The following is a 19754-nucleotide window of genomic DNA, read 5'->3' as shown; positions in this document are numbered from 1 at the left end:
GGCGAGCAGTGCGAGCCGCTGAAGGCGTGTCGATGTGCGGAGCATGGTGAGTCTTCTTCTTGGTGGATGGGGGCCCGCCACGCCACGAGGTCCGCGGGAGCTCACGTCCTGTCCTCCAGGTCAGGGCGCGAAGAAGATTGTGCTGAAGCTTCGCGTCATGCGATGTGGCGCCCGTCACGCTCCAACCTCCGTTGGTCGTGGCTATGCGCCGACCCATTAACTGACTGTTACGCGACGTGATGCCTGGTTGCAGTTGGTGCGGTGAGGTGCCGTTGAAGCGCGCTGCAGACCTGGCTTGCAACGCCCCGCGTGCTGCCATGGCCCATGGCATCCCTTCAGCACGCTAGGGCTTGCTTGCGCGCTGGCGTGGCCGCCTCGCGGGCGCTCGAGCCTGCGCCAGGAGCTGCTCCGCAACAGCCCGACCTTCGAGCACAAACTCCGCGGCCAGACCCGCTCTTTGCAGCCCGGAGGGCAGTGCGATCGCAAAGCGATGCTCGATTCGGGTTGCCAAGGGCTTCAAGACGATCCCGCGCCCCGCAAACTGTGCGGCAAGCAGCTCTGGCAACACCGAGACGCCCAAGCCATTTGCCACAAAGCCGCATATCGCGGTCGCCGAGTGGGTGTCGAGGCGGATGTTTGGCAGTCGGCGAGCCGCCCTGAACAGGGTGTTGAGTTCACTCCGCCAGACGGTGTCGCGCCCAAGCAGAACCAAGGGTTGGTCGGCGAGGGCGGCGACGGTGATCTCGCTGTGTTTCGCCAGCGCATGCCCCTGCGGTAGCAGACAGACGGTGCCCGTATCGACGAGAGGCTGAGCCGAAATGCCCTCATGCGGCACAGGTTCCTTGAGGACACCGATGTCCACAGCGCGCTTGGCCACCATCGAGGCGATCGTTTCGTACGTACCGAACTCGACCGCATAGCGCAGGTTCCGGTGGCTTGCCGCCAAGCGCGCGATGACCCTGGGCAGGAAGACCTCACCCAAGGCGTGCGGGGAGGCGATGCGTAGAACGCCCGTGTCATGACCGCGCAATCGGCTTGCCAGATTGAGAACCCGGTCGATGCCTGCAAAGGCAAAGGTCACTTCGTCGTACAGCGCAATGGCGTTCGCCGTTGCGCGCAACTTGCCTGCACTTCGCGCAAACAGATCGAGGCCGAGCTCGCGTTCGATCTGCGCAAGCTGCCGGCTCACCGATGGCTGCGAGATGCCGAGCCGGCTGGCCGCCGCGGTTGCCGATCCGCAGTCCATGAGTGCACGAAAGACCTCCAGTTGCCGGTAGTTCATCGCGAGCCATGCACCAGGGGTATGAGGCGATGCGGCATCTGAAACTCGTTTGCTTGCAGCCCCCGGGTACAGACAATTCGTTCACTCGGCCACGTCATGCAAACCCAGAGGCGGTGGCCATCCCCCTTGCACCGAAACGAGATCTCCATGAAGCGCACTCTCCAGCTTCTTCTTGCGGGCGTCACAGCCGTCAGCGTGCCAGCGGCCGGCGCCGCCGACTTTCCGGACAAGCCCGTGAGGATCATTGTCCCCTTCTCGGCCGGGGCCGCTGCCGATGCCGTTGCCCGTCCCTTGGCCGCCAAGCTCACCGAGTATTGGGGAAGGCAGGTCCTCGTCGACAACCGGGCGGGCCTCACCATCGGCGCACAGACGGCCGCCACATCGCCGCCCGACGGCTATACGCTCCTACTCGGCGCCACCTCCACCATGGTGACGACACCTCTCACGGTGCGCAAGCTACCCTACGACGTGGAGCGCGACTTCGTGCCGATCACGCGAGTCGTGACCTTGTCGCCCATCCTCACGGTGAACGCTTCGCTGGGGGTCAGGAGCCTGAAGGACCTGATCGCGCTCGCCAAGGCCAGACCGGGTCAACTCAATTACGCATCGAGTGGACTGGGCGCCCCCAACCATCTGGGCATGGAGCAATTGATGTCGATGACCGGCATCAGCATGACCCACGTGCCGTACAAGGGGGCTGCTCCCGCGGTGGTGGACCTGATCAGCAACCAGGTCCAGGTCGGTTTCAACACCATCCCGAGCGTGCTGCAACACATCAAGTCGGGCAAGCTGACGGCGATCGCGGTGGGGAGCACCAAGCGGTCCCAGGTCGTTCCAGCGGTGCCTGCCATCGCCGAGACGGTGGCTGGCTTCGACTACGGCGCGTGGTACGGGCTGTTTGCGCCAGCCAAGACCCCTCCTGCGATTCTTGAAAAGATCAGGGCCGATGTGCGGCGCGTGCTCGTGACGCCCGAGTTCAACCAGCTTCTGCTTTCCGAGGGCAGCGAGCCCGCGCCCAGCTCCGGCGAGGAACTCGCGCAGCTCATGAAGCATGAGACAGCGCTGTGGTCGAAGGTCATCAAGGACCGCAAGATCAATGTCGAGTGACCGGAACACGCTTGGTCCCGCGTCCATGCACGGCAGGTCGATGACATCCATGCCAACTTTGGAGCCAGGCTGCGCCTACCGGATCCTCGGCGAGGCGGTCGATGCGGCAAGCCCTATCGTGATCGACTCACCTCACAGCTTTCGCGACTGGCCTGGCCACGGTACCCCGACGATTGCCCCTGAAGAGGCGCTGCTCACGAGTTGGGACGCATGGGTCGACGAGTTGTGGGCAGAGGCATCCGCAGGCATGGCGCCGACCCTGGCCGCAGGATTCCATCGCGCCTATATCGACGCCAATCGCGCACGAGACGATATCGACCCGCAGCTGCTGGACTCCGCGTGGCCCGAGCCCTTGCGGCCGACGCCCAAGTCCCGCGCCGGCATGGGCTTGATCCGTCGCCTCGCGCTGCCCGGGGTCCCGCTGTATGACCGCCTTCTTTCGGTCGACGATGTCCGGTCGCGGATCGCGCACTGCTACGACCCGTACCACCGCGCGCTGTCTCGGCTGGTGGACGCTGCGCACGCCCGCTTCGGCTTGAGCTGTCACATCGACTGCCACTCGATGAAGTCGATCGGGAACGCGATGAACGAGGACAGCGGTCGACCGCGCCCGGACATCGTCGTCAGCGACCTTGGCGGGATGAGCGCCAGCCCGCTCCTCGTCCGCTGGTTCGCTTCGAACTTCGGGGACCTGGGCTACCGCGTGCAGGTGAACGAGCCGTACCGGGGCGCAGAGTTGATCCGCCGCCATGGCGACCCCTCGAACAGCCGCCACAGCGTCCAGGTGGAGATCAATCGAGCCCTGTACATGGACGAACGGCGCTTCGTCAGAAACGACGGTTATGGCGCGCTCGCTTCGAGCCTCGCGACGCTTTTCGGCCGCCTTGTCGCGGCGCTTGCCGGGGACCTCGGCGACCAGCTGCGAGACAGCACTCGTCGCTCTCGACGCGTGATGACGCCCTAGACAGCCGCCCGGCCCCTCAACTCACGCATCCATCACGAGGCACTTGTGCCTTGTGAGGGCCCACCACGTCCCATCACAAATCCACCCGGAGGATCGTTTTCATGAAGAACCCATCGTGCGGCCCGATGCTCGCCGCGGCAGCACTCGCCCTGAGCCTCGCTCCCGCCATCGCGCAAAACAATGTCGCGGTCTACGGCCAGATCCGGCTCACGGCCAACAGCATCAAGACCGGCAGTGCCAGCGATCTGAAGGAGCTGCGCGACAACGCGTCGCGGCTCGGCTTTCGCGGCACCGAAGACCTGGGCGGTGGCATGAGCGCGCTCTTCGGCCTTGAAATGGGGGTCAGCGCCGATGATGGGACGGTTCCGGCCCCTGCTTATCGCCACAGCTTCGTGGGTCTGCGCGGCGCCTACGGCACGGTTGCCCTGGGCCGGCTGGACTCGGCCAACCCGACGGGCTCGCCCTTGTACTCGCAGGTCACGGCGATCACCAGCTTTGCGCCCAATGACGCCGGCGCCACGGCCATCGGCACGTCCGTTCTGAACGCGCGCAACCGCACCTCCAACTCGATCGGCTATCAGAGCCCCAACGTCGGCGGCTTCGATGTCCGCGTCCGCGGCTACCTCCGCGGGGCACCGGCTGCGCCGGACAACGAGAACGGGGCGAAGTCCGTGGACATCGGCCTGAACTACGCGACCGGGCCGCTGAAACTCGCGTTTGGCGTGGCCAGGGATGAGCGACCCGGCGGGCTCCTCGGCAACGAGTTCGACAACAAGGTGCAGTTCGGTGTGCGCTATGACTTCGGCAGCGTCCAGCCCTATGCCTTGCTCGGCAGGGACCGGTACAAGAACACGGCAACGACACGCCGTGAGGTCGACTACTGGATCGTCGGCACGAAGTGCATCCAGGGCGCGCATACCGTCGTGCTGAACGCGATGCAGCGAGCGGTGCAATCCAATCTCATCGGCCAACGAAGGCGCCAGCAGGTGTCCTACCAGTACGCGCTGTCCAAGCGCACCGAACTGCAGGCGTTCGTCGACCGGGACGGCGTCGACTCGTCGAAGCGCGATGTGCGCGTTCGTGCCATCGGCGCCGGCATTCGGCACGACTTCTGAACCGGGTTCAAGGCGCCCCGCCAGCGCCTCATTCGCCGTCCAGCTGCCGATGCAGCCGGCGCATGAACAGCGTCACCACCAGCACCACCGGCGCCACGCTCAGGCCCACCACCAGGTCCGGCTGGATGTGCAGCGCCTCCCAGGCCGGCACGGTCTTGGCGGCCTTGGCCAGGTAGCCCACCAATCCGAGCAGGTAATAGCTGATCGCCACCACCGACAGGCCTTCCACCGTCTGCTGCAGGCGCAGCTGCAGCGCCTGCCGGTGCGCCAATGCCTTGAACACCTGCTGGTTGGTGGACTCCCGGTGCATCTCCACCCGCACCCGGGCCAGGCCCACCGCGCGGCTGATGCGGTCGGCCACGTCGGTGAGGCGCGCGTCGGTGCTTTCGCAGAAGGCCATGGCCGGCGCGAAGCGGCGGCCCAGGAAGCCGGACAGCGTCTGCACGCCATCGAGCCGGCGCTCGCGCAGGTCGGCCAGGCGGCGCTGCACGATCTGGTGGTACGCGCGGGTGGCGGAAAAGCGGTAGCGCGTGCGGGCGGCGCTGTGTTCCACCTCGGCGGCCAGGCGGGTGAGGGTGTCGAAGGCCTGCTGCTGGTCGTGGCCGGCGTCGTTGGCCATCGCGTCCACCGTCTGCTGCAGGCTGCGCTCCAGCGCACCCAGCGACTGGGCCTCGCGCTGCGCCACCGGAAAGCCCAGCATGGCCAGCATGCGGTAGGCCTCGATCTCGCACAGGCGCTGCGCCTCGCGCGCGGCCTGGTCGGCGGCCAGGCCGAAATCGAGCAACACCAGGCGGGTGAAGCCGTCGCCATGCACCCGCAGGTCGGTGAGCACCGCGGCCTTGTCGTCGGCGATCCAGGCGCCCAGCAGCGGCGTGCTGTCGTCGGCCGGCCCGCCGTGGTCGCCGAGATCGGATGACATCAGCGCCCGGCTGCGCGGCAGCAGGAATTCATCGTTGCAGCGCACCAGCACCACATGGGTGGCGGCCAGCATGCGGCCCGCGCCTTCCGCGCGCAACCCGTCGGCAAACGCGGGCGGCAAGGCGTCGAGTGCGCGCTCTTCGCGCAGCAGGCGGGTCAGCGTGGTGTCGTCACAGCTGTCGCCGGGGTCGGGCAGTGGCCGGTTGACCTGCCAGCTGACGAATTCGCCGTGGCGTTCGTACTTCAGCGCAAAGGCCTCGGTCTGCAGCAGGTGGTGCCGGGTGCCCGGCTCCGGCCCTGCGCCGCCGCAGGCGCTGCAGGCGGCGGCCAGTGCGGCTTCGGCGATGGCCGGCTCCATGCCCCAATGCACCCAGTAGGACACCACGCTGGGGCGCTGCACCGCCAGCGCGGGGCGGGCATGCAGCTCGTCGTGCAGGTCCAGGTGGGTCCGCACGGGCCAGCGCAGCGGCACGGTGGCGGGGAAGGCGATCGGCAGAGCGGCCATGGCAACACCAGGGTGAGGTCGACAGCGACGCGAAGCGACAGGCATGCCAGCGATGACAAGCGCATGCCGGTGCGGCGTGCTGCTGGCGTGCGGCCCTGAGGGTGGGGCTCGGGTGGAAGCGGCCGCGCCGGCCGTGGTGCGGCAGCGCGGGACGGCGAGCTTAGCACCGGCGAAGGCGGCCACCCCGGGGCGTACACTGCCGGGCTTCACAACAAGAGGTGACAAGCCGCATGAACCACACCCTGTGGAGCGCGGCGGCCCTGCTGGCCGCCTACCTGGTGGGCTCGCTCTCGTTTGCCGTGATCGTGAGCCGCGCCATGGGCCTGAGCGACCCGCGCAGTTATGGCTCCAAGAACCCGGGCGCCACCAATGTGCTGCGCTCGGGCAACCGCACCGCGGCCATCCTCACGCTGGTGTTCGACGCCCTGAAGGGCTACGTGCCGGTGCTGCTGGTGCTGCTGTTCGGCGAGCGTGTCGGCCTGGGCGAGAACACGGCGGCCTTTGTCGGCCTGGCCGCCTTCCTGGGCCACCTGTGGCCGGTGTTCTTCCGTTTCCAGGGCGGCAAGGGCGTGGCCACGGCGGCCGGCGTGCTGCTGGCGCTGAACCTGCCGCTGGGCGGCCTGGTGCTGATGACCTGGCTGGTGGTGGCCTACCTGTCGCGCTATTCGTCGCTGGCCGCGCTGGCCGCGGCGCTGGCGGCGCCGCTGTACCAGCTGCTGCTGTGGGACGGTGGCACACCCACCATCCCGATCACCGTGATGAGCCTGCTGCTGGTATGGCGCCACACCGGCAACATCCAGAAGCTGCTGGCGGGCACCGAGTCCAAGCTGGGGCAAAAGGGCGCTGCCGCCCACACCGCGGCCGCGACGCGGCCGCATTCACATTCCAAGAGAGGAGCGAAGTGATGGAAGTTCAACGGTTCGACGTGGGCGCACGCCTGTCGGAGATGGCGGTGCACAACGGCACCGTGTACCTGGCCGGCCAGGTGGCCGCCGACGGCAGCAAGGACGCCACGCGCCAGACCGAGCAGGTGCTGGAGGCCATCGACGCGCTGCTGGCCCGTGCCGGCACCAGCAAGGCCAGGATCCTGATGGCGCAGATCTTCCTCGCCGACCTGGCCGACTTCCCCGCCATGAATGCGGTGTGGGACGCCTGGGTTGCCACGGGCAACGCACCGCCGCGTGCCACCGTGCAGGCCAAGCTGGCCAAGCCGGAGTGGAAGGTCGAGATCGTGGTCACCGCCGCGCTCTGAAGCCTGGCATGAAGGCCTCACCGCGATCGCTGCTCGGCCTGGTGGTGCTGGTGCTCGGCATCAGCGCCGGCGTGCAGTGGTGGCATGGTGCGCAGGACGCGCGCCTGGGCGCGGCCATCGCCGAGCGCGCGGCCCCGGGCGACATCCGCATGATCGCCTCCGACACCTGCACCTACTGCGCCCATGCGCGGGCCTGGATGGGGCAGTACCGGGTGCGCTTCAGCGAGTGTTCGATCGAGCGCGACCCCGCCTGCGCGGCCGCCTTCCGCGACAGCCAGGCGCCCGGCACGCCGGTGGTCGTGGTGCGCGGGCAGCGGCAAGTGGGCTTCGACCCGCGGCGCGTGCTGGCCGCGTTGAGCTAGCTCAATCCTCGACCGCCAGCCCCAGCCGCTGCGGGTCGCCGCGGCCCAGGCGCACGATGCGCGGGTCGGCCTCGGTGAGGTCGATCACCGTCGTGGGCTCCATTGGGCAGGCGTGCGCGGCCATCACCGCCTGCACCTGCTTTTCCAGCCGCTCGCGGATCTCCTGCGGGTCGTTCAGCGGCTCGGTCTCGCCGGGCAGGATCAGCGTGGTGGCCAGCAGCGGCTGCCCCAGCTCCTCCAGCAGCGCCTGCGCCACCTTGTGCTCGGGCACGCGCAGCCCGATGGTGCGGCGCGAAGGGTGCGACACCCGGCGCGGCACCTCCTTGGTGGCTTCGAGGATGAAGGTGAAGGGCCCGGGCGTGGCGAGCTTCAGCAGCCGGTACTGCCGGTTGTCCACGCGGGCGTGGTTGGCCAGCTCGCTCAGGTCGCGGCACAGCAGCGTGAGGTGGTGCTTGTCGTCCACCTGGCGGATGCGGCGCAGCGCCTCGGCGGCGGCCTTGTCGTCCAGGTGGCACACCAGGGCGTAGCTGGAGTCGGTGGGGATCGCCGCCACGCCGCCCTGGTGCAGGATCTGCGCCGCCTGCTTGATCAGGCGCGGCTGCGGGTTGTCCGGATGAACGTCGAAATATTGCGACATGTCAGTCGGAGATCGTATCCGCGGTCAGCGCCGCGACGCGGGAGTGCTGTTCCGCCTCGCGGAAGTTGAGCCACACCGACGCCGCGCCGCAGGCGCCGATCACCGCCATGCCGGCCACGCTGATGGCGTCCGGCGCGGCACCCAGCCACACATACGCCACGCCGGTGGCAAAGGCGATCTGGCTGTACATGAAGGGCATCAGCGTGGCCGGGCGGCCCATGCCCAGGGCGAGGATGAGGAACAGGTGGCCCGCGGTGCCCAGTGCCCCCACCATGGTCATCAACGCGAGCCGCGACGCCGGCTGGGCGGCCAGCGTGCCCATCACGTCGATCGGGCTGGCGGCGAGCACGGCGGTGAGCAGCAAGGTGCCGGTGAGCCCGGTGTAGAAGTGGGTGCTGAACGGATCCTCCACGCCGGCCAGCCGGCGCGTCAGCAGCTGGAAGGCCGCATAGGCGCAGGCGCCGGCCAGCGGCATCAGCACGGCCCAGCCGAACAAGCCGCTGCCGGGCCGGATGATGATCAGCGCGCCGATGAAGCCGCCGATCACCAGGGCCCAGCGTGGCCGTGACACCGGCTCATGCAGCAGCCAGCCGGAGAACAGCGTCACGATCACCGGCGTGAGCATGGTGATCGCGGTGTATTCGGCCACCGGCAGGAACTGCACGCTGAAGAAGCTCATCGCGCTGGTGGCCAGCAGCAGCAGGCCACGCAGCAGCTGGAAGCGCGGATGGGCGGTGCGAAACCCTTCGCGCCCGCGTTGCCAGGCCAGCCAGCCCAGCATCGCCAGCGCCTGGAAGGCATAACGCAGCCACAGCATCAGCAGCACCGGCAGCCAGGCACCCAGCACCTTGATGGTGGTGTCCATGGTGGCGAAGCAGGCCGCCATCACCACGATCAGCAGCACGCCGGTGACTTGGGCGCGGGCGCCCTGCAGCTGCGGCCGCATGGCCGCCGGGACCGTGGCCTGCCGCGCCGCCGTCACGGCCGCTGCACGCGGTGCGCCACCGCCTCCCACACCGGCGTCAGCGACCCCGGCAGCAGGGGCAGGGCGCCCAAGTCGGTGTGGCTTTCATCGGGGGAGTGGAAGTCGCTGCCGCGCGAGGCCAGCAGGCCGAACTCACGCGCCATGTCGGCGTACTTCACGTAGTCGGACGGATGGTGGCTGCCGGTGATCACTTCCACCCCCAGGCCGCCATGCGCCTTGAATTCGGAGAACAGCGCGTACTCCTCGTTGGGCGTGAACTTGTACCGGCCGGGATGGGCGATCACCGCAATACCGCCGGCCGCCGTGATCCAGCGCACGGCATCACCCAGCGCGGCCCAGCGGTGGGGCACATAGCCCGGCTTACCATCCGTGAGGAAGCGGCGGAACACCTCGTGGGTGTCATGGCAGATGCCGCTGTCCACCAGGAAGCGGGCAAAGTGAGTGCGAGAGATCAGGTCCGGGTTGCCCACGTACTGCAGCGCGCCTTCGTAGGCGCCGGGAATGCCGGCCCGAGCCAGCCCGTCGGCCATGTCGTGGGCGCGGCGGTCGCGCCCGCTGCGGGTGGCGGCCAAGCCGTCGCGCAAGGCGGCGTCCGCGGGGTCGAAGCCCAGGCCCACCACGTGCACGGTTTCGCCGGCGAAGGTGACCGACACCTCCGCCCCGCTCAGGTACGGCAGGCCCAAGGCGGCGGCCGCCACCGCAGCACGCTGCTGGCCGGCCACTTCGTCATGGTCGGTCAAGGCCCACAGCTGCACGCCATTGGCATGCGCGCGTGCCGCCAGAGCTTCAGGGTCCAGGGTGCCGTCGGAGACGTTGGAGTGGGAATGGAGATCGGCGTTGAGCGCCGCAGGGGAGGGGGACATCACCCCTGCATTGTAAAAAGCGCGCCGTTCCACCCGCCTCGAAGGGTTGCTGCCGCCTTCAGTCGGCTGCCCGAACGGCCGATATGCAAACACAGGGTGCGCCCGCCGCAGGCGCACTGGATCTCTTGACAAGTGATGTGTCCCATGGGTGAGCCTTTCCGCGCGCCGGCCTGCCCGGTGCCGCTGCGGCGTGCCGTCGTGGCGCTGGCCTGGGCCTGCGCGGCGATGGCGCCGGTGTTCGCCGCTACGCCGACGGACCCCGAGCGCGCCGAACAGCTGGCCGCGCTGCCGCTGGACGCGCTGCTGGACATGGAGGTCACCGGCGCCTCGAAGTTCAGCCAGCGCATGAGCGAGACGGCCGCGTCGGTCACGGTGATCACCGCCGCCGAGATGCGGGCCCTGGGTTATCGCAGCCTGGCCGACGTGCTGCGCTCGGTGCGCGGCCTCATGGTCACCAACGATCGCTCCTACAGCTACCTGGGCGTGCGCGGCTTTTATGCACCCGGCGACTACAACACCCGCGTGCTGCTGCTGGTGGATGGTTATCGCACCAACGACGTGGTGTACGACCAGGCCTACATCGGCGGCGAGTTCCCGCTGGACTTCGACCTGGTGGACCGGGTGGAATTCGTGCCCGGCCAGGGCTCGGCGGTGTACGGCGCCAATGCCTTGTTCGGCGTGATCAACGTCATCACGCGCAAGCCGGGTGGCGCCGGCACCGACGGTGCGGCGCTCAGCCTGGGCAGCGCCGGGCTGCGCGAGCTGCGCGTGGGCGACAGCCGCGTGCTGGCCGACGGCACCGCGCTGCAGTGGTCCGCCTCGCGCCGGCTGGTGCGCGGCACGGAGGTGGTGCTGCCCGAGGGTGTGGCGACCGCGGGCGACTACGAGCGCCGCTCCAGCGTGTACCTGCGCGTGCTCAGCGGTGAGGTGAGCGCCAGTGCGCTGCATGCCGAGCGCCTCAAAGGCGCGCCTGCCTTGCTGGACACGATTGCGGGCGACCCGCGCACCAACAACCGCGACGAACACTCGATGCTGGACCTGAGCTGGCGCCATGCGCTGGGCCAGCACGACGAGCTGACCGCACGCTGGTTCATCGGCCACTACCGCTTCGAAGGCCGTTATGCCTATGACTACCCACCGGTCACGGTGGCGGCCGACGACGTCACCGGCCAGTGGTGGGGCCTGGAAGCGCGCTGGTTCAGCACCCGCTGGCAGGACCACAAGCTGGTGCTGGGCAGCGAGCTGCAGGTGGCCACCCACCTGCGCCAGAAGACCTTCGACGTGGACCCCGCCGTCACCTACCTCGACGACCGGCGATCGGCCCACCGGGTGGGCCTGTTCATGGAGGACCAGGTCGAGCTGTCACCCGCCTGGAGCTTCACCGCCGGCGCCCGCTGGGACCACAACAAGGGCTACCGCGGCCAGTTCAGCCCCCGCGTCGCGCTGGTCTGGCGGCCGCAGGACGAGCTGGTGCTCAAGCTCATCCGCGGCAGCGCCTTCCGGGTGCCCAATGCCTTCGAGGCCTACTACCAGGTGGACACGGTGGGCGGCTACAAGCTGAACCCGGCGCTCACGCCCGAGCGCGTGACCGGCACCGAGCTGGCCCTGGAATGGCGGCCCACGGTGCACGACCGCGTGAGCCTTTCGCTGTTCGACAACCGCGCGCGCAACCTGGTCGTGCAGACCCTGGACCCGGCCGACGAACTGTTCGTGTTCCAGAACCTGGGCAGCGCACATGCACGCGGCCTGGAGGCGGAGTTCGAACGCGCCTGGAGCGGCGGCGCACGGCTGCGCGCCAACCTCACGCTGCAGACGGTGCGCGACAGTGCCTCTGTGATGCCGCTGGCCGCGTATGCGCCGCGCCGCATGGGCAAGCTGGCGGCCATCGTGCCGCTGGGCGGCGACTGGAGCGCGGGCCTGGAGTGGCAGGGTGTGCCGCGCCGCGGCGGCGCCGCCGGTTACGGGGTGAACAACCTCACCGTCTCGCGGGCCTTGCCGCTGCATGGCTGGTCGGTGTCGGCCAGCGTGTTCGACCTGTTCGACCGTTACCGCACCGACCCCGGCACCGACCTGGAACGCCAGCCCACCATCGCCCAGCCCGGACGCACCGTCACGCTGCGGCTGGACCTGGTGTTCTGAGCGCGGTGCGGACCATGCGCCTGCTTTCCGTTCCGCGTTGCCTCGCGCTGCTGTGCGCCGCGCTGGCCTGCGCCTGCGCGCAGGCGGTGGAGCGGGTGGAGCTGGAGGCGGCCATCGTCTACAACATCCTGCTGTTCGTGGAATGGCCCGCCGATGCCGGCCTCATTGCCGGTGGCCCGCTGGTGCTGTGCGTGGATGCCCTCAGCCCGCTGAGCGCGCCGCTGAAGTCGCTGGCCGGCCGGCCGGTGCGCAGCCACCGGCTCGAGCCGCGCGACCTGCCCGCCAACGATGCACGCGGCTGCCATGCGGTGGTTCTGGACGCGGCAGCGGCCAAAGGGGCGCCGGCACGGCGTGCGCTCAAGGGCCTGCCGCTGCTGGTGATCGCCGGTGAAGCGGTGGATGACGACAGCGCGGCCATCCGGCTGGCCCATGCCGCGGGCCGCATCGCCTTCGACGTGGACCTGGGCGTGGCGCGGCAGTCGCGCCTGCAGATCAGCTCGCGCCTGCTGCGGCTGGCGCGCAAGGTGAGCGAATGAAGCCGGACGCCCCGCCCCGCCCGGTGGTGCCCGGCCAGGCGCGCCACCGCCTGGGCCTGCGCCTGACACGCGCGGCGGTGGCGGCCGCCGGCGTGGCGCTGCTGGTCACCGGCCTGGTGCTCAATGCCTTTCTTTTCTTTTCGTCGCGCTCGGCACTGCACGAGGACATGCAGGCGCAGGCCCGCATGGCGGGGGACAACAGCGCCGCAGCCCTGCTCTTCGGCGATGTGCCCACCGCCAACGAGATCCTGGCGTCGCTGCAGGCCTCCAGCGTGGTGCTGTCGGCCACCTTGTTCGACGCACGTGGCGAGCGCTTTGCCGCCTACCAGCGGCCCGGCGTGGCGCCCGCCGCGCCGCTGTCGGACGCAGAGCGCGCCGCCGCCCTGGCCGGCCCGCTGTTCCGCGATGGCCAGCTGGTGGTGATCCGGCCCGTGCGGCAGGACACCCGCGCCGTGGGCCGCATCGAGCTGGTGGTCAGCCTGCAGGCGCTGGAGCGGCGGGCGATCGACTTTGCCTTCATCAGCGCCGCGGCGGCGCTGCTGGCGCTGGGCATCGCCTACCTGCTGGCCGTGGGCATCCGGCGCGACATCGACCGCACCGAGGCCCGCCTGGACGAGCTGGCCTTCGTGGACCCGGTGACCCGGCTGTACAACCGCCATGCCGCCAATGAACACCTGCAGGCCATGGTGGCGGCCGCGCGCCGCAGCGGCGCGGGCTTCACCCTCATGCTGCTGGACCTGGACGATTTCAAGCTCGTCAACGACACCCTGGGCCATGCGGTGGGCGACGACGTGCTGCGCCTGATGGCCGAGCGCCTGCGCGCCGGGCTGCGCCTGTCCGACCTGGTGTTCCGCTTCGGCGGGGACGAGTTCGTGGTGGTGTGCGACGGGCCGGTGCGCGAAGGCGCGAGCGAGCGCCTGGGCGCGGCTGCCGTGGCCTGCCTGCAGCCGCCGCTGCAGGTCGGGCGGCACGAGATCTATGTGCGCGGCAGCGTGGGCATCGCGCAGTTCCCGAACGACGCCGACGACGCGCAGGAGCTGCTGCGGGCGGCCGACACCGCGATGTACGGCGCCAAGGCAGCCGGCAAGAACACCTATGCGGTGTTCCACCCCGACATGGCGCAGAGCAGCCACTCGCGCCTGCGCATCGACACCGAGCTGCGCCACGCGATCCAGCGCAACGAGCTGGTGCTGCACTACCAGCCCATCGTGGCCCTGCCCGACGGCGACGTGCTGGGCGTGGAGGCGCTGGTGCGCTGGCAGCATCCGCTGCGCGGGCTGCTGCAGCCCGCGGAGTTCATCGACGTGGCCGAGAGCACCGGCCTGATCGTCGAGCTGGGCGCCTGGGTGCTCGACGCCGCCACCCGGCAGCTGGCGCGCTGGCAAGCGGCCGGGCTGGGGCACCTGTACATCGCGGTCAACGTGTCGGGCCGGCAGATCAAGCGCGCGGTGCTGCTGCCGCAGGTGCAGGCCGCGCTGAAGGCCAGCGGCGCCAACCCGCGCCGGCTGCAGATCGAGATCACCGAGCACACGCTGGTGGAGGATGTGAACGCCAGCGTGCAGACGCTCACCGCGCTGCGCGACATGGGCGTGCGCATCGCGATCGACGACTTCGGCACCGGCCTGTCGTCGCTGGCCTATCTGAAGCGCCTGCCGATCGACAAGTTCAAGGTCGACCGCAGCTTCGTGCGCGAGCTGCCGGAAGCGGCCGGTGACGCGGCCATCGTCACCGCCGTGGTGTCCATGGCCCACGCGCTGGGTCTGCAGGTGGTGGCCGAAGGGGTGGAAACACCCGCGCAGCGCGAGTTCCTGGCGCGCCTGGGCTGCAACCATGCGCAGGGTTTCCTCTTCGGCAAGCCCGCGCCGGCCGACCAGTTGCACTGGCTGCCCGCCGTGGGTGAGGCGGGCAGCGTGGTGGCCTGATCGCGTCAGCGCAGGCTCAGGTCTGCGCGCAGCGGGCAGTGGTCCGACGCGCCGGTGTGCGCGGGCAGCAGCCGGGCCCCGGCTTGGCCACTGGCCGGCAAGGTGTACCCAGCCAGGCGCGAGCGCAAGGGTGCGCTGAGCGCCAGCTGGTCCAGGTCACGATGGCAGCGGTGGCGTGCGCCGCGCCGGTCCACCCGCACAAAGTCAATGCCGCGCCACGGGGTGCGGGCATCCGGCTTGCGGTTCCAGTCGCCCACGATCGCAAAGGCGCTGCCGCGCATCGCCTGGCCCTCGATCCAGGCCTGCAAGGCCTGCCGCTGCTGCTGCCAGGTCTGGCAGGCGCGCGGGCTGCCGGCATCGATGGCACCGAAGGCGCAGCCGGCCTTCAGGTGCAGGTTGAGCAGCACCACGGCCCGGCCACCGGCCTGCACCGTGAGCTCCAGGCCGCGGCGCAAGGCATGCGGCACCGTGTCGTCCTCCAGGCCGAGCGAGGCGATCTCGCGGCAGGTGGGCGCAAGCCGGGCCGCCTCTCGCACCACGAAGGCCAGGTTCTGTGCCGTGCGGCCTTGGGTGATGCAGGCCAGGCGATAACCGGGCGGCAGCACCGCCTGCACCGCCGCTGCGTTCTGCACCTCCTGCAGCGCCAGCACGTCCATGCCTTCGTCCGCCAGGCTGGCCAGCGTGCTGCGCAGGGGCGCTAGCTTGTGTTGCGCGTAGGCGGCTGCGTCGGCGATGTTGTGCCGGCTGTAGGCATCGCAGGGCGGCATCGGCACGGCGGCGTGGGGCGCCTGTACGCATTCGGTCCAGTAGCGCGCCTGGGCCAGCAGGGTGGGATCGGCCAGCCACTCGGCATTCCACGACACCAGGCGCAGCCGTGCCGTGGCTTCGGCGCTGCCGCACAAGGCCGGCAGCAGCAGGCCCAGCAGCGCGATGCCGGCGCGCCAGCGCCTCACTGCGCTGACAGGGCCTTGGCGCGGCTGCCTTCGACCACCGCGCCCAGCTCGATCACGGCCAGCGCGTAATAGCTCGACCAGTTGTAGCGGGTGACCGCGTAGAAGTTCTGCGTGCCGGCGATGTAGCTGGGCGCGGCATCGCCGTTCTGCAGCTCCACCAGTGCCAGCAGGCCGGTGTGCTGGCGTCCGGCTTCGGACAGCACCGCGCCGCGTTCGGCGAACTCCGCCGCCGTGAAGCTGGGCACGATGTCCGGCCCCAGCAGCAGGGCGCGGTCCCGGCTGTCCACCGGCGGTGCCACGTCGTAGTGCGTGGGCAGGCCGCGCTCCCAGCCCTTGGCCGCGAGGAAGCTGGCCACGCTGCCCACCACGTCGGCCGGGCTGCCGAGCAAATCGATGTGGCCGTCAGCATCGAAGTCCACCGCATGCTGGTTGATGCTGCTGGGCATGAACTGCGGCAAGCCCATCGCGCCGGCATACGAGCCCTTGAACGAGGCGCAGTCGCGCTGCTCGCGCCGGCACATGAAGAGGAAGTTCTCCAGCTCCTCGCGGAAGAAGGGCGTGCGGTCCTTGCGCCCGGTGGGGAAGTCGAAGGACAAAGTGGCCAGTGCATCCAGCACGCGGAAGTTGCCGGTGATGCGGCCGTAGAAGGTTTCCACACCGATGATGCCCACGATCACCGAGGCGGGCACGCCGTACTGCGCTTCGGCGCGCGCGAGGGCATCGGCATTCGCGTTCCAGAACTGCACACCGGCGTTCACCCGCTGCGGCTCGATGAAGCGGGCGCGGTAGGCGGCCCAGCTCTTGGCCGTGCCGGCCGGCGGCGGCATGATCAGCCGCGCCACCGTGGGCACGAAGCGGGCCTGTGCCAGCTGGGCCTGCACCCATTCGGGCTCCCAGCCGCGGCGCTCGGCCAGCTCGGTGGCGAACCGCATCACGTCCTCACGCCGGCCATAGGTGACCACGTCGGCGGCATCGTCGCTGCGCGGTGCGGCATGGGGCTTCTTGCGTGCGGCTTCGGCATCGTCGGCGGTGGTGGCGCAGGCCACCAGCGTGAGGGCCAAGGCACCAGCCAGCGCGCTGCGGGAAGGGGGGCGTGCAGCCCGGGTGAAGTTCATCGGGCCATTATCGCGAGCGCATCCGGGGCCCCGGCTTCGCGGGGCGCTGCGCTTGCAGGCGCGCAGCCTCGCGTGCAAAACCGCGCCACCAGGCCGGCTGCGGCCGCTGCACCGCGCCGGGCGCATAACGCAGGCGGTCCAGCGCGTCGAGCTGCAGCGACAGCACCGTGCCGGCTTCGCCCAGGGCTTGGCGCACCTGGCTGGCCAGCGTGCGTGGCGGATGGTGCGGCTCGGCCGGCACGTCCAGGCGGCGCAGGCGCTGCAACACACGCGACTGCAGGCGCTGCCACGGGTCCTGCCGATGCCTGTCCCACAGGGCCCAGAGCGCGCCGGCCAGCGCGGCGGCGCTGCCCAGCCAGATGAGCACCAGCCCGAGGTCGGCCCAGCTGGGGGAGCGCACGCCCATGCGTTCCATCAGGCTGAACTGCTGGGTGCGCGAATAACCCAGCACCCACTGGTTCCAGCGGTTGTTCATGCCCTCCCACATACGGCGCAGGCGCGCCAGCGTTTCCGGGCTCATGTTGCTGATGGCGTCGGCCACCAGGCCGCGGCTGGGCTCCAGGCTGCGGCTTTGCACCACGCGCTCGGGCGCCACGGCGGCGGTGGGGTCGGTGCGCACCCAGCCGCGCCCGGGCTGCCAGTATTCGGCCCAGGCATGGGCATGGCTCTGGCGCACGATCCAGTAACCGTCCACCGGCGCCGGGTCCATGCCCTGGTAGCCGGTGACCACGCGGGCCGGAATGCCGAGTGCGCGCATTGCGACCACGAAGGAGGCGGCGTAGTGCTCGCAGAAGCCGATGCGCCGGTCGAACCAGAACTCGTCCACCGCGTCGCGCCCGTATTCGCCCGGCGACAGGGTGTAGACGAAGTTGCCGGTGCGGATCTCGTTGAGCAGCATTCCCGCCAGGGTGTCGCCGTTGGCTCGCGCAAAACGCGGGTCCTTGCGCAGCTGCGCGGCCCACTGCAGCATGCGCGGGTTGTAGCCCGGTGGCAGGTTCACGTGGTCGCGCAGGCCCCAGGCGCGCTCGCTGGGCCCATGCTGGAAGCGCAGCCAGGCACGGGCCTCGAAACGCAGCCGTTCGGTGATCGGGCGATCGACCGTCCACTCCAGTTCGTTGCGCGGCATCGCGCGCCAGCCCGGTGGCACCCCGGGTGCCGCGTCGGCCTGGGGCGGCGTGGCTTCCAGCAGCGGCAGGGTGGTCAGGCGCGACGGCTCCAGCGTCATCTCATAGGCCACCGGTTCGCCTTGCACCCGCAGGTCGGCGTGCAGCTGCCAGTCGGGCGGGAAGCTGGATTCCATCCGCTTCCATTCGGTGCCGTCGAAGCGGCTGAGCACCGGCCCGCGGAAGTACAGCGCTTGCGGCGCCGGCGGCGGGCCGTGGAAGCGGATGCGGAAGGCGATGCTGTCGTCGTTGGCGATCTCGGCCACGCCACCCATGCGCATGGTGCCCGACAGGCCGGTCCTGGCGCCGGCGTCCTGCGGCAGGCCCCAGAGCGGGCCGATGCGCGGGAACAGCACGAACAACACCACCATCACCGGCGCGCCCAGCATCGCCGCGCGGGCGGACAGCCAACCGGCCTGGCGCAGGCTGGGCTGGCCCACCGGCATGTGCGCCAGCACCAGCGCGGTGAGCAGGCCCCATACCGACACCAGCATCGCGGCGGCCACCGCGATGGACTGCGAATACAGGAAGTTGGTGAGCACCAGGAAGAAGCCGAGGAAGAACACCACCAGCGCATCGCGGCGTGCGCGCAGCTCCAGCGTCTTCAGCACCATCAGCAGCACCAGCATGGTCACGCCGGCTTCCTTGCCCAGCAGCGTGCGCTCGGTCAGCAGGGTGAAGGTGGCCGCCATGGCCAGCACGCCGATCAGGGTCCAGCGGCCGGGCAGCGGCGCGTTGTCCAGCGCCAGGCGGGCGCGCCACATCAGCACCAGCACGGCGAGCAGGCTGCACCACCAGGCGAGGTGGGCCAGGTGCGGCAGGATGGTCCAGCCGATCACGCCGAGCAGGAACAGTGTGTCGCGCGCATCGCGCGGCAGGTGGCGCCAGCCGGGCCAGCGCGGCAGCGGCGCCATGCCGGGCAGGGCGGCCAGCCGGCCGGTGCGCGGCTGTTGCTCGGCGGGATGGTCGTCGGTCAGCGCCACAGTGCCAGTGCCTCCAGGGCCGCGCGCCGGTGCGATTCACCATGGCCCGGCGGCAGCTCCTTGCCGGGCAGGCGCAGGCCGTGCGCCATGCCGGCCTGCTCGGCCACCAGCACCCAGGCGGCCAGGCGCGAGAGCCGGCGTTCGCTGTCGGGCAGCTGGGCCGCCTGGAACTCCAGCCAGAGCTCCTGCTGCGTGGCCTGGCAGGTGTCGCGGCTGACCAGCTCGCCGGTGCGTGCCACCTTCTTCCACACGATGCGGCGCAGAGTGTCGCCGCGCTGGTAGGCGCGCACGCCTTCGAATTCACCGCCTTCGCTGCGCTGCGACTGCGACGCCTCGCCGCCCACCGCATGCGCGGGGGGCAGGGGCGCGGGCGGTTTCTCAGGCGCGGGGTAGGCCAGCACCTGGGATGCGGGGCGCCAGATGGTCCAGGCGCGGAACAGGCCGAAGGGATACCGGGTTTCGGCCCGCACGGTGGGCACCGCATGCAGCCCGCGCCGCGGCGGCACGAAGCTCAGGCGCGCGCTCGCCTGCCCCTGCGCCGGCACGTCGACCCACACCGAACGCAGCGGCACCTTCGGCGGCGGCTCCGGGTCCAGCCGCAGGCCCACGCCGTGGCTCACGCGGCCGGCGCTCTGCACCACGATCTCCAGCGGCGCCGGTTCGCCCGCGAACACCGGCTGCGGCGGGCGCAGGTGCAGGCTCAGGCCGCGCAAGGTGCGGTGCGTGATGTGCATGGACATCAGCCCGCTGCCGGCGAGCAGGAAGGTGAGCACGTAACCCAGGTTGAGCTGGTAGTTGATGGAGGCCAGCAGCATCACGAAGAGCGTGAGCCCGAACACCAGCCCCGCCTTGCTGGGCACGATGTAGATGTTGCCTTGCGTCAGCGTCCAGCTGTCGGTGCGCGGGTGGCGCCCGGTCCACCACAGCCGGATGCGGCGCCGCAGCCACCTCAC

General features: G+C 70.2%; 18 protein-coding genes. 9 read left to right on the top strand and 9 right to left on the bottom strand.

All coding sequences use genetic code 11. The features are described 5' to 3' along the window. Positions 1-343: 343 nt before the first annotated feature. Complete coding sequence (locus VPH43_RS06260; protein ID WP_328576792.1) at positions 344-1282, bottom strand: LysR substrate-binding domain-containing protein; 939 nt, start codon at positions 1280-1282, stop codon at positions 344-346. Between the two features lie 147 nt (positions 1283-1429). On the opposite strand from VPH43_RS06260, the gene VPH43_RS06255 reads away from it, so the two are divergent. From VPH43_RS06255 to VPH43_RS06245, 3 genes are all read left to right on the top strand, one after another. Continuing rightward, a complete protein-coding gene (locus VPH43_RS06255) occupies positions 1430-2389 on the top strand; it encodes a Bug family tripartite tricarboxylate transporter substrate binding protein (RefSeq protein WP_328576791.1) in 960 nt (319 codons plus the stop codon). A gap of 49 nt (positions 2390-2438) precedes the next feature. Beyond that, positions 2439-3353 carry an N-formylglutamate amidohydrolase gene (locus VPH43_RS06250; RefSeq protein WP_328576790.1) on the top strand — a complete coding sequence of 305 codons (915 nt, stop codon included), beginning with the start codon at positions 2439-2441 and terminating at the stop codon, positions 3351-3353. A 101-nt stretch (positions 3354-3454) separates the two neighbouring features. Next, entirely contained in the window at positions 3455-4468 is a 1014-nt protein-coding gene (locus VPH43_RS06245; RefSeq protein ID WP_328576789.1) for a porin, read from the top strand. A 28-nt stretch (positions 4469-4496) separates the two neighbouring features. Here the strand turns inward: VPH43_RS06245 and VPH43_RS06240 are convergent, their stop codons facing one another. Continuing rightward, complete coding sequence (locus VPH43_RS06240) at positions 4497-5891, bottom strand: DUF3422 domain-containing protein (RefSeq protein ID WP_328576788.1); 1395 nt, start codon at positions 5889-5891, stop codon at positions 4497-4499. A gap of 230 nt (positions 5892-6121) precedes the next feature. Between VPH43_RS06240 and plsY the strand changes: the two genes are divergently transcribed. The 3 genes from plsY to VPH43_RS06225 are packed head-to-tail and all read left to right on the top strand — an operon-like array spanning position 6122 to position 7505. After that, positions 6122-6796: a glycerol-3-phosphate 1-O-acyltransferase PlsY gene (gene plsY, locus VPH43_RS06235; RefSeq protein WP_328576787.1), complete on the top strand. Its 675-nt coding sequence runs from the start codon at positions 6122-6124 to the stop codon at positions 6794-6796. After that, positions 6796-7143: a RidA family protein gene (locus VPH43_RS06230; protein ID WP_328576786.1), complete on the top strand. Its 348-nt coding sequence runs from the start codon at positions 6796-6798 to the stop codon at positions 7141-7143. The genes plsY and VPH43_RS06230 overlap by 1 nt, the downstream gene beginning before the upstream one ends. 8 nt (positions 7144-7151) lie before the next feature. Next, the gene (locus VPH43_RS06225; RefSeq protein WP_328576785.1) at positions 7152-7505 is read left to right on the top strand and encodes a glutaredoxin family protein; all 354 of its coding nucleotides are present in this window, start codon (positions 7152-7154) and stop codon (positions 7503-7505) included. A 1-nt stretch (position 7506) separates the two neighbouring features. Here the strand turns inward: VPH43_RS06225 and VPH43_RS06220 are convergent, their stop codons facing one another. The 3 genes from VPH43_RS06220 to VPH43_RS06210 are packed head-to-tail and all read right to left on the bottom strand — an operon-like array spanning position 7507 to position 9990. Next, positions 7507-8142 (bottom strand): L-threonylcarbamoyladenylate synthase, encoded by a 636-nt coding sequence (locus VPH43_RS06220; protein WP_328576784.1) that lies wholly within the window; start codon positions 8140-8142, stop codon positions 7507-7509. 1 nt (position 8143) lies between these two features. Further along, positions 8144-9088 carry a DMT family transporter gene (locus VPH43_RS06215; RefSeq protein WP_328576783.1) on the bottom strand — a complete coding sequence of 315 codons (945 nt, stop codon included), beginning with the start codon at positions 9086-9088 and terminating at the stop codon, positions 8144-8146. A gap of 32 nt (positions 9089-9120) precedes the next feature. Beyond that, a complete protein-coding gene (locus tag VPH43_RS06210; RefSeq protein WP_328576782.1) occupies positions 9121-9990 on the bottom strand; it encodes a 3',5'-nucleoside bisphosphate phosphatase in 870 nt (289 codons plus the stop codon). Between the two features lie 144 nt (positions 9991-10134). On the opposite strand from VPH43_RS06210, the gene VPH43_RS06205 reads away from it, so the two are divergent. Genes VPH43_RS06205 through VPH43_RS06195 form a run of 3 tightly spaced genes read left to right on the top strand, consistent with a single transcriptional unit; the run spans position 10135 to position 14587 of the window. Beyond that, positions 10135-12129: a TonB-dependent receptor plug domain-containing protein gene (locus VPH43_RS06205; RefSeq protein WP_328576781.1), complete on the top strand. Its 1995-nt coding sequence runs from the start codon at positions 10135-10137 to the stop codon at positions 12127-12129. A gap of 14 nt (positions 12130-12143) precedes the next feature. After that, positions 12144-12665 carry a YfiR family protein gene (locus tag VPH43_RS06200; protein ID WP_328576780.1) on the top strand — a complete coding sequence of 174 codons (522 nt, stop codon included), beginning with the start codon at positions 12144-12146 and terminating at the stop codon, positions 12663-12665. Beyond that, positions 12662-14587, top strand: a complete 1926-nt coding sequence (locus VPH43_RS06195; protein WP_328576779.1) for a putative bifunctional diguanylate cyclase/phosphodiesterase — start codon at positions 12662-12664, stop codon at positions 14585-14587. Before VPH43_RS06200 ends, VPH43_RS06195 begins: the two co-directional genes overlap by 4 nt. 5 nt (positions 14588-14592) lie before the next feature. Here the strand turns inward: VPH43_RS06195 and VPH43_RS06190 are convergent, their stop codons facing one another. From VPH43_RS06190 to VPH43_RS06175, 4 genes are read right to left on the bottom strand one after another with little or no spacing between them, the layout of a single operon-like run. Then, positions 14593-15540 (bottom strand): endonuclease/exonuclease/phosphatase family protein, encoded by a 948-nt coding sequence (locus VPH43_RS06190; RefSeq protein ID WP_328576778.1) that lies wholly within the window; start codon positions 15538-15540, stop codon positions 14593-14595. After that, on the bottom strand, positions 15537-16655 hold the full coding sequence (gene mltB / locus VPH43_RS06185) for a lytic murein transglycosylase B (protein WP_328576777.1): 1119 nt from the start codon (positions 16653-16655) through the stop codon (positions 15537-15539). Before mltB ends, VPH43_RS06190 begins: the two co-directional genes overlap by 4 nt. 7 nt (positions 16656-16662) lie before the next feature. Continuing rightward, entirely contained in the window at positions 16663-18801 is a 2139-nt protein-coding gene (locus VPH43_RS06180; RefSeq protein WP_328576776.1) for a transglutaminase family protein, read from the bottom strand. Further along, the gene (locus tag VPH43_RS06175; RefSeq protein ID WP_328576775.1) at positions 18792-19754 is read right to left on the bottom strand and encodes a DUF58 domain-containing protein; all 963 of its coding nucleotides are present in this window, start codon (positions 19752-19754) and stop codon (positions 18792-18794) included. The genes VPH43_RS06180 and VPH43_RS06175 overlap by 10 nt, the downstream gene beginning before the upstream one ends.

The organism is Ideonella sp. BN130291, from assembly GCF_036231905.1.
Taxonomy (GTDB): Bacteria; Pseudomonadota; Gammaproteobacteria; order Burkholderiales; family Burkholderiaceae_C; genus CAMLIZ01.
This window is presented reverse-complemented; position numbering and strand designations above follow the sequence as displayed.

Excerpts from the sequence above, each read along its gene's own strand:
- VPH43_RS06250 (WP_328576790.1), top strand. The coding sequence starts at position 2,439 with ATGCCAACTTTGGAGCCAGGCTGCGCCTACCGGATCCTCGGCGAGGCG.
- VPH43_RS06195 (WP_328576779.1), top strand. The coding sequence starts at position 12,662 with ATGAAGCCGGACGCCCCGCCCCGCCCGGTGGTGCCCGGCCAGGCGCGC.
- VPH43_RS06215 (WP_328576783.1), bottom strand. The coding sequence starts at position 9,088 with ATGCGGCCGCAGCTGCAGGGCGCCCGCGCCCAAGTCACCGGCGTGCTG.
- VPH43_RS06210 (WP_328576782.1), bottom strand. The coding sequence starts at position 9,990 with ATGTCCCCCTCCCCTGCGGCGCTCAACGCCGATCTCCATTCCCACTCC.
- VPH43_RS06230 (WP_328576786.1), top strand. The coding sequence starts at position 6,796 with ATGGAAGTTCAACGGTTCGACGTGGGCGCACGCCTGTCGGAGATGGCG.
- plsY (WP_328576787.1), top strand. The coding sequence starts at position 6,122 with ATGAACCACACCCTGTGGAGCGCGGCGGCCCTGCTGGCCGCCTACCTG.
- VPH43_RS06225 (WP_328576785.1), top strand. The coding sequence starts at position 7,152 with ATGAAGGCCTCACCGCGATCGCTGCTCGGCCTGGTGGTGCTGGTGCTC.
- VPH43_RS06245 (WP_328576789.1), top strand. The coding sequence starts at position 3,455 with ATGAAGAACCCATCGTGCGGCCCGATGCTCGCCGCGGCAGCACTCGCC.
- VPH43_RS06255 (WP_328576791.1), top strand. The coding sequence starts at position 1,430 with ATGAAGCGCACTCTCCAGCTTCTTCTTGCGGGCGTCACAGCCGTCAGC.
- VPH43_RS06200 (WP_328576780.1), top strand. The coding sequence starts at position 12,144 with ATGCGCCTGCTTTCCGTTCCGCGTTGCCTCGCGCTGCTGTGCGCCGCG.
- VPH43_RS06205 (WP_328576781.1), top strand. The coding sequence starts at position 10,135 with ATGGGTGAGCCTTTCCGCGCGCCGGCCTGCCCGGTGCCGCTGCGGCGT.
- VPH43_RS06220 (WP_328576784.1), bottom strand. The coding sequence starts at position 8,142 with ATGTCGCAATATTTCGACGTTCATCCGGACAACCCGCAGCCGCGCCTG.
- mltB (WP_328576777.1), bottom strand. The coding sequence starts at position 16,655 with ATGAACTTCACCCGGGCTGCACGCCCCCCTTCCCGCAGCGCGCTGGCT.
- VPH43_RS06260 (WP_328576792.1), bottom strand. The coding sequence starts at position 1,282 with ATGAACTACCGGCAACTGGAGGTCTTTCGTGCACTCATGGACTGCGGA.
- VPH43_RS06240 (WP_328576788.1), bottom strand. The coding sequence starts at position 5,891 with ATGGCCGCTCTGCCGATCGCCTTCCCCGCCACCGTGCCGCTGCGCTGG.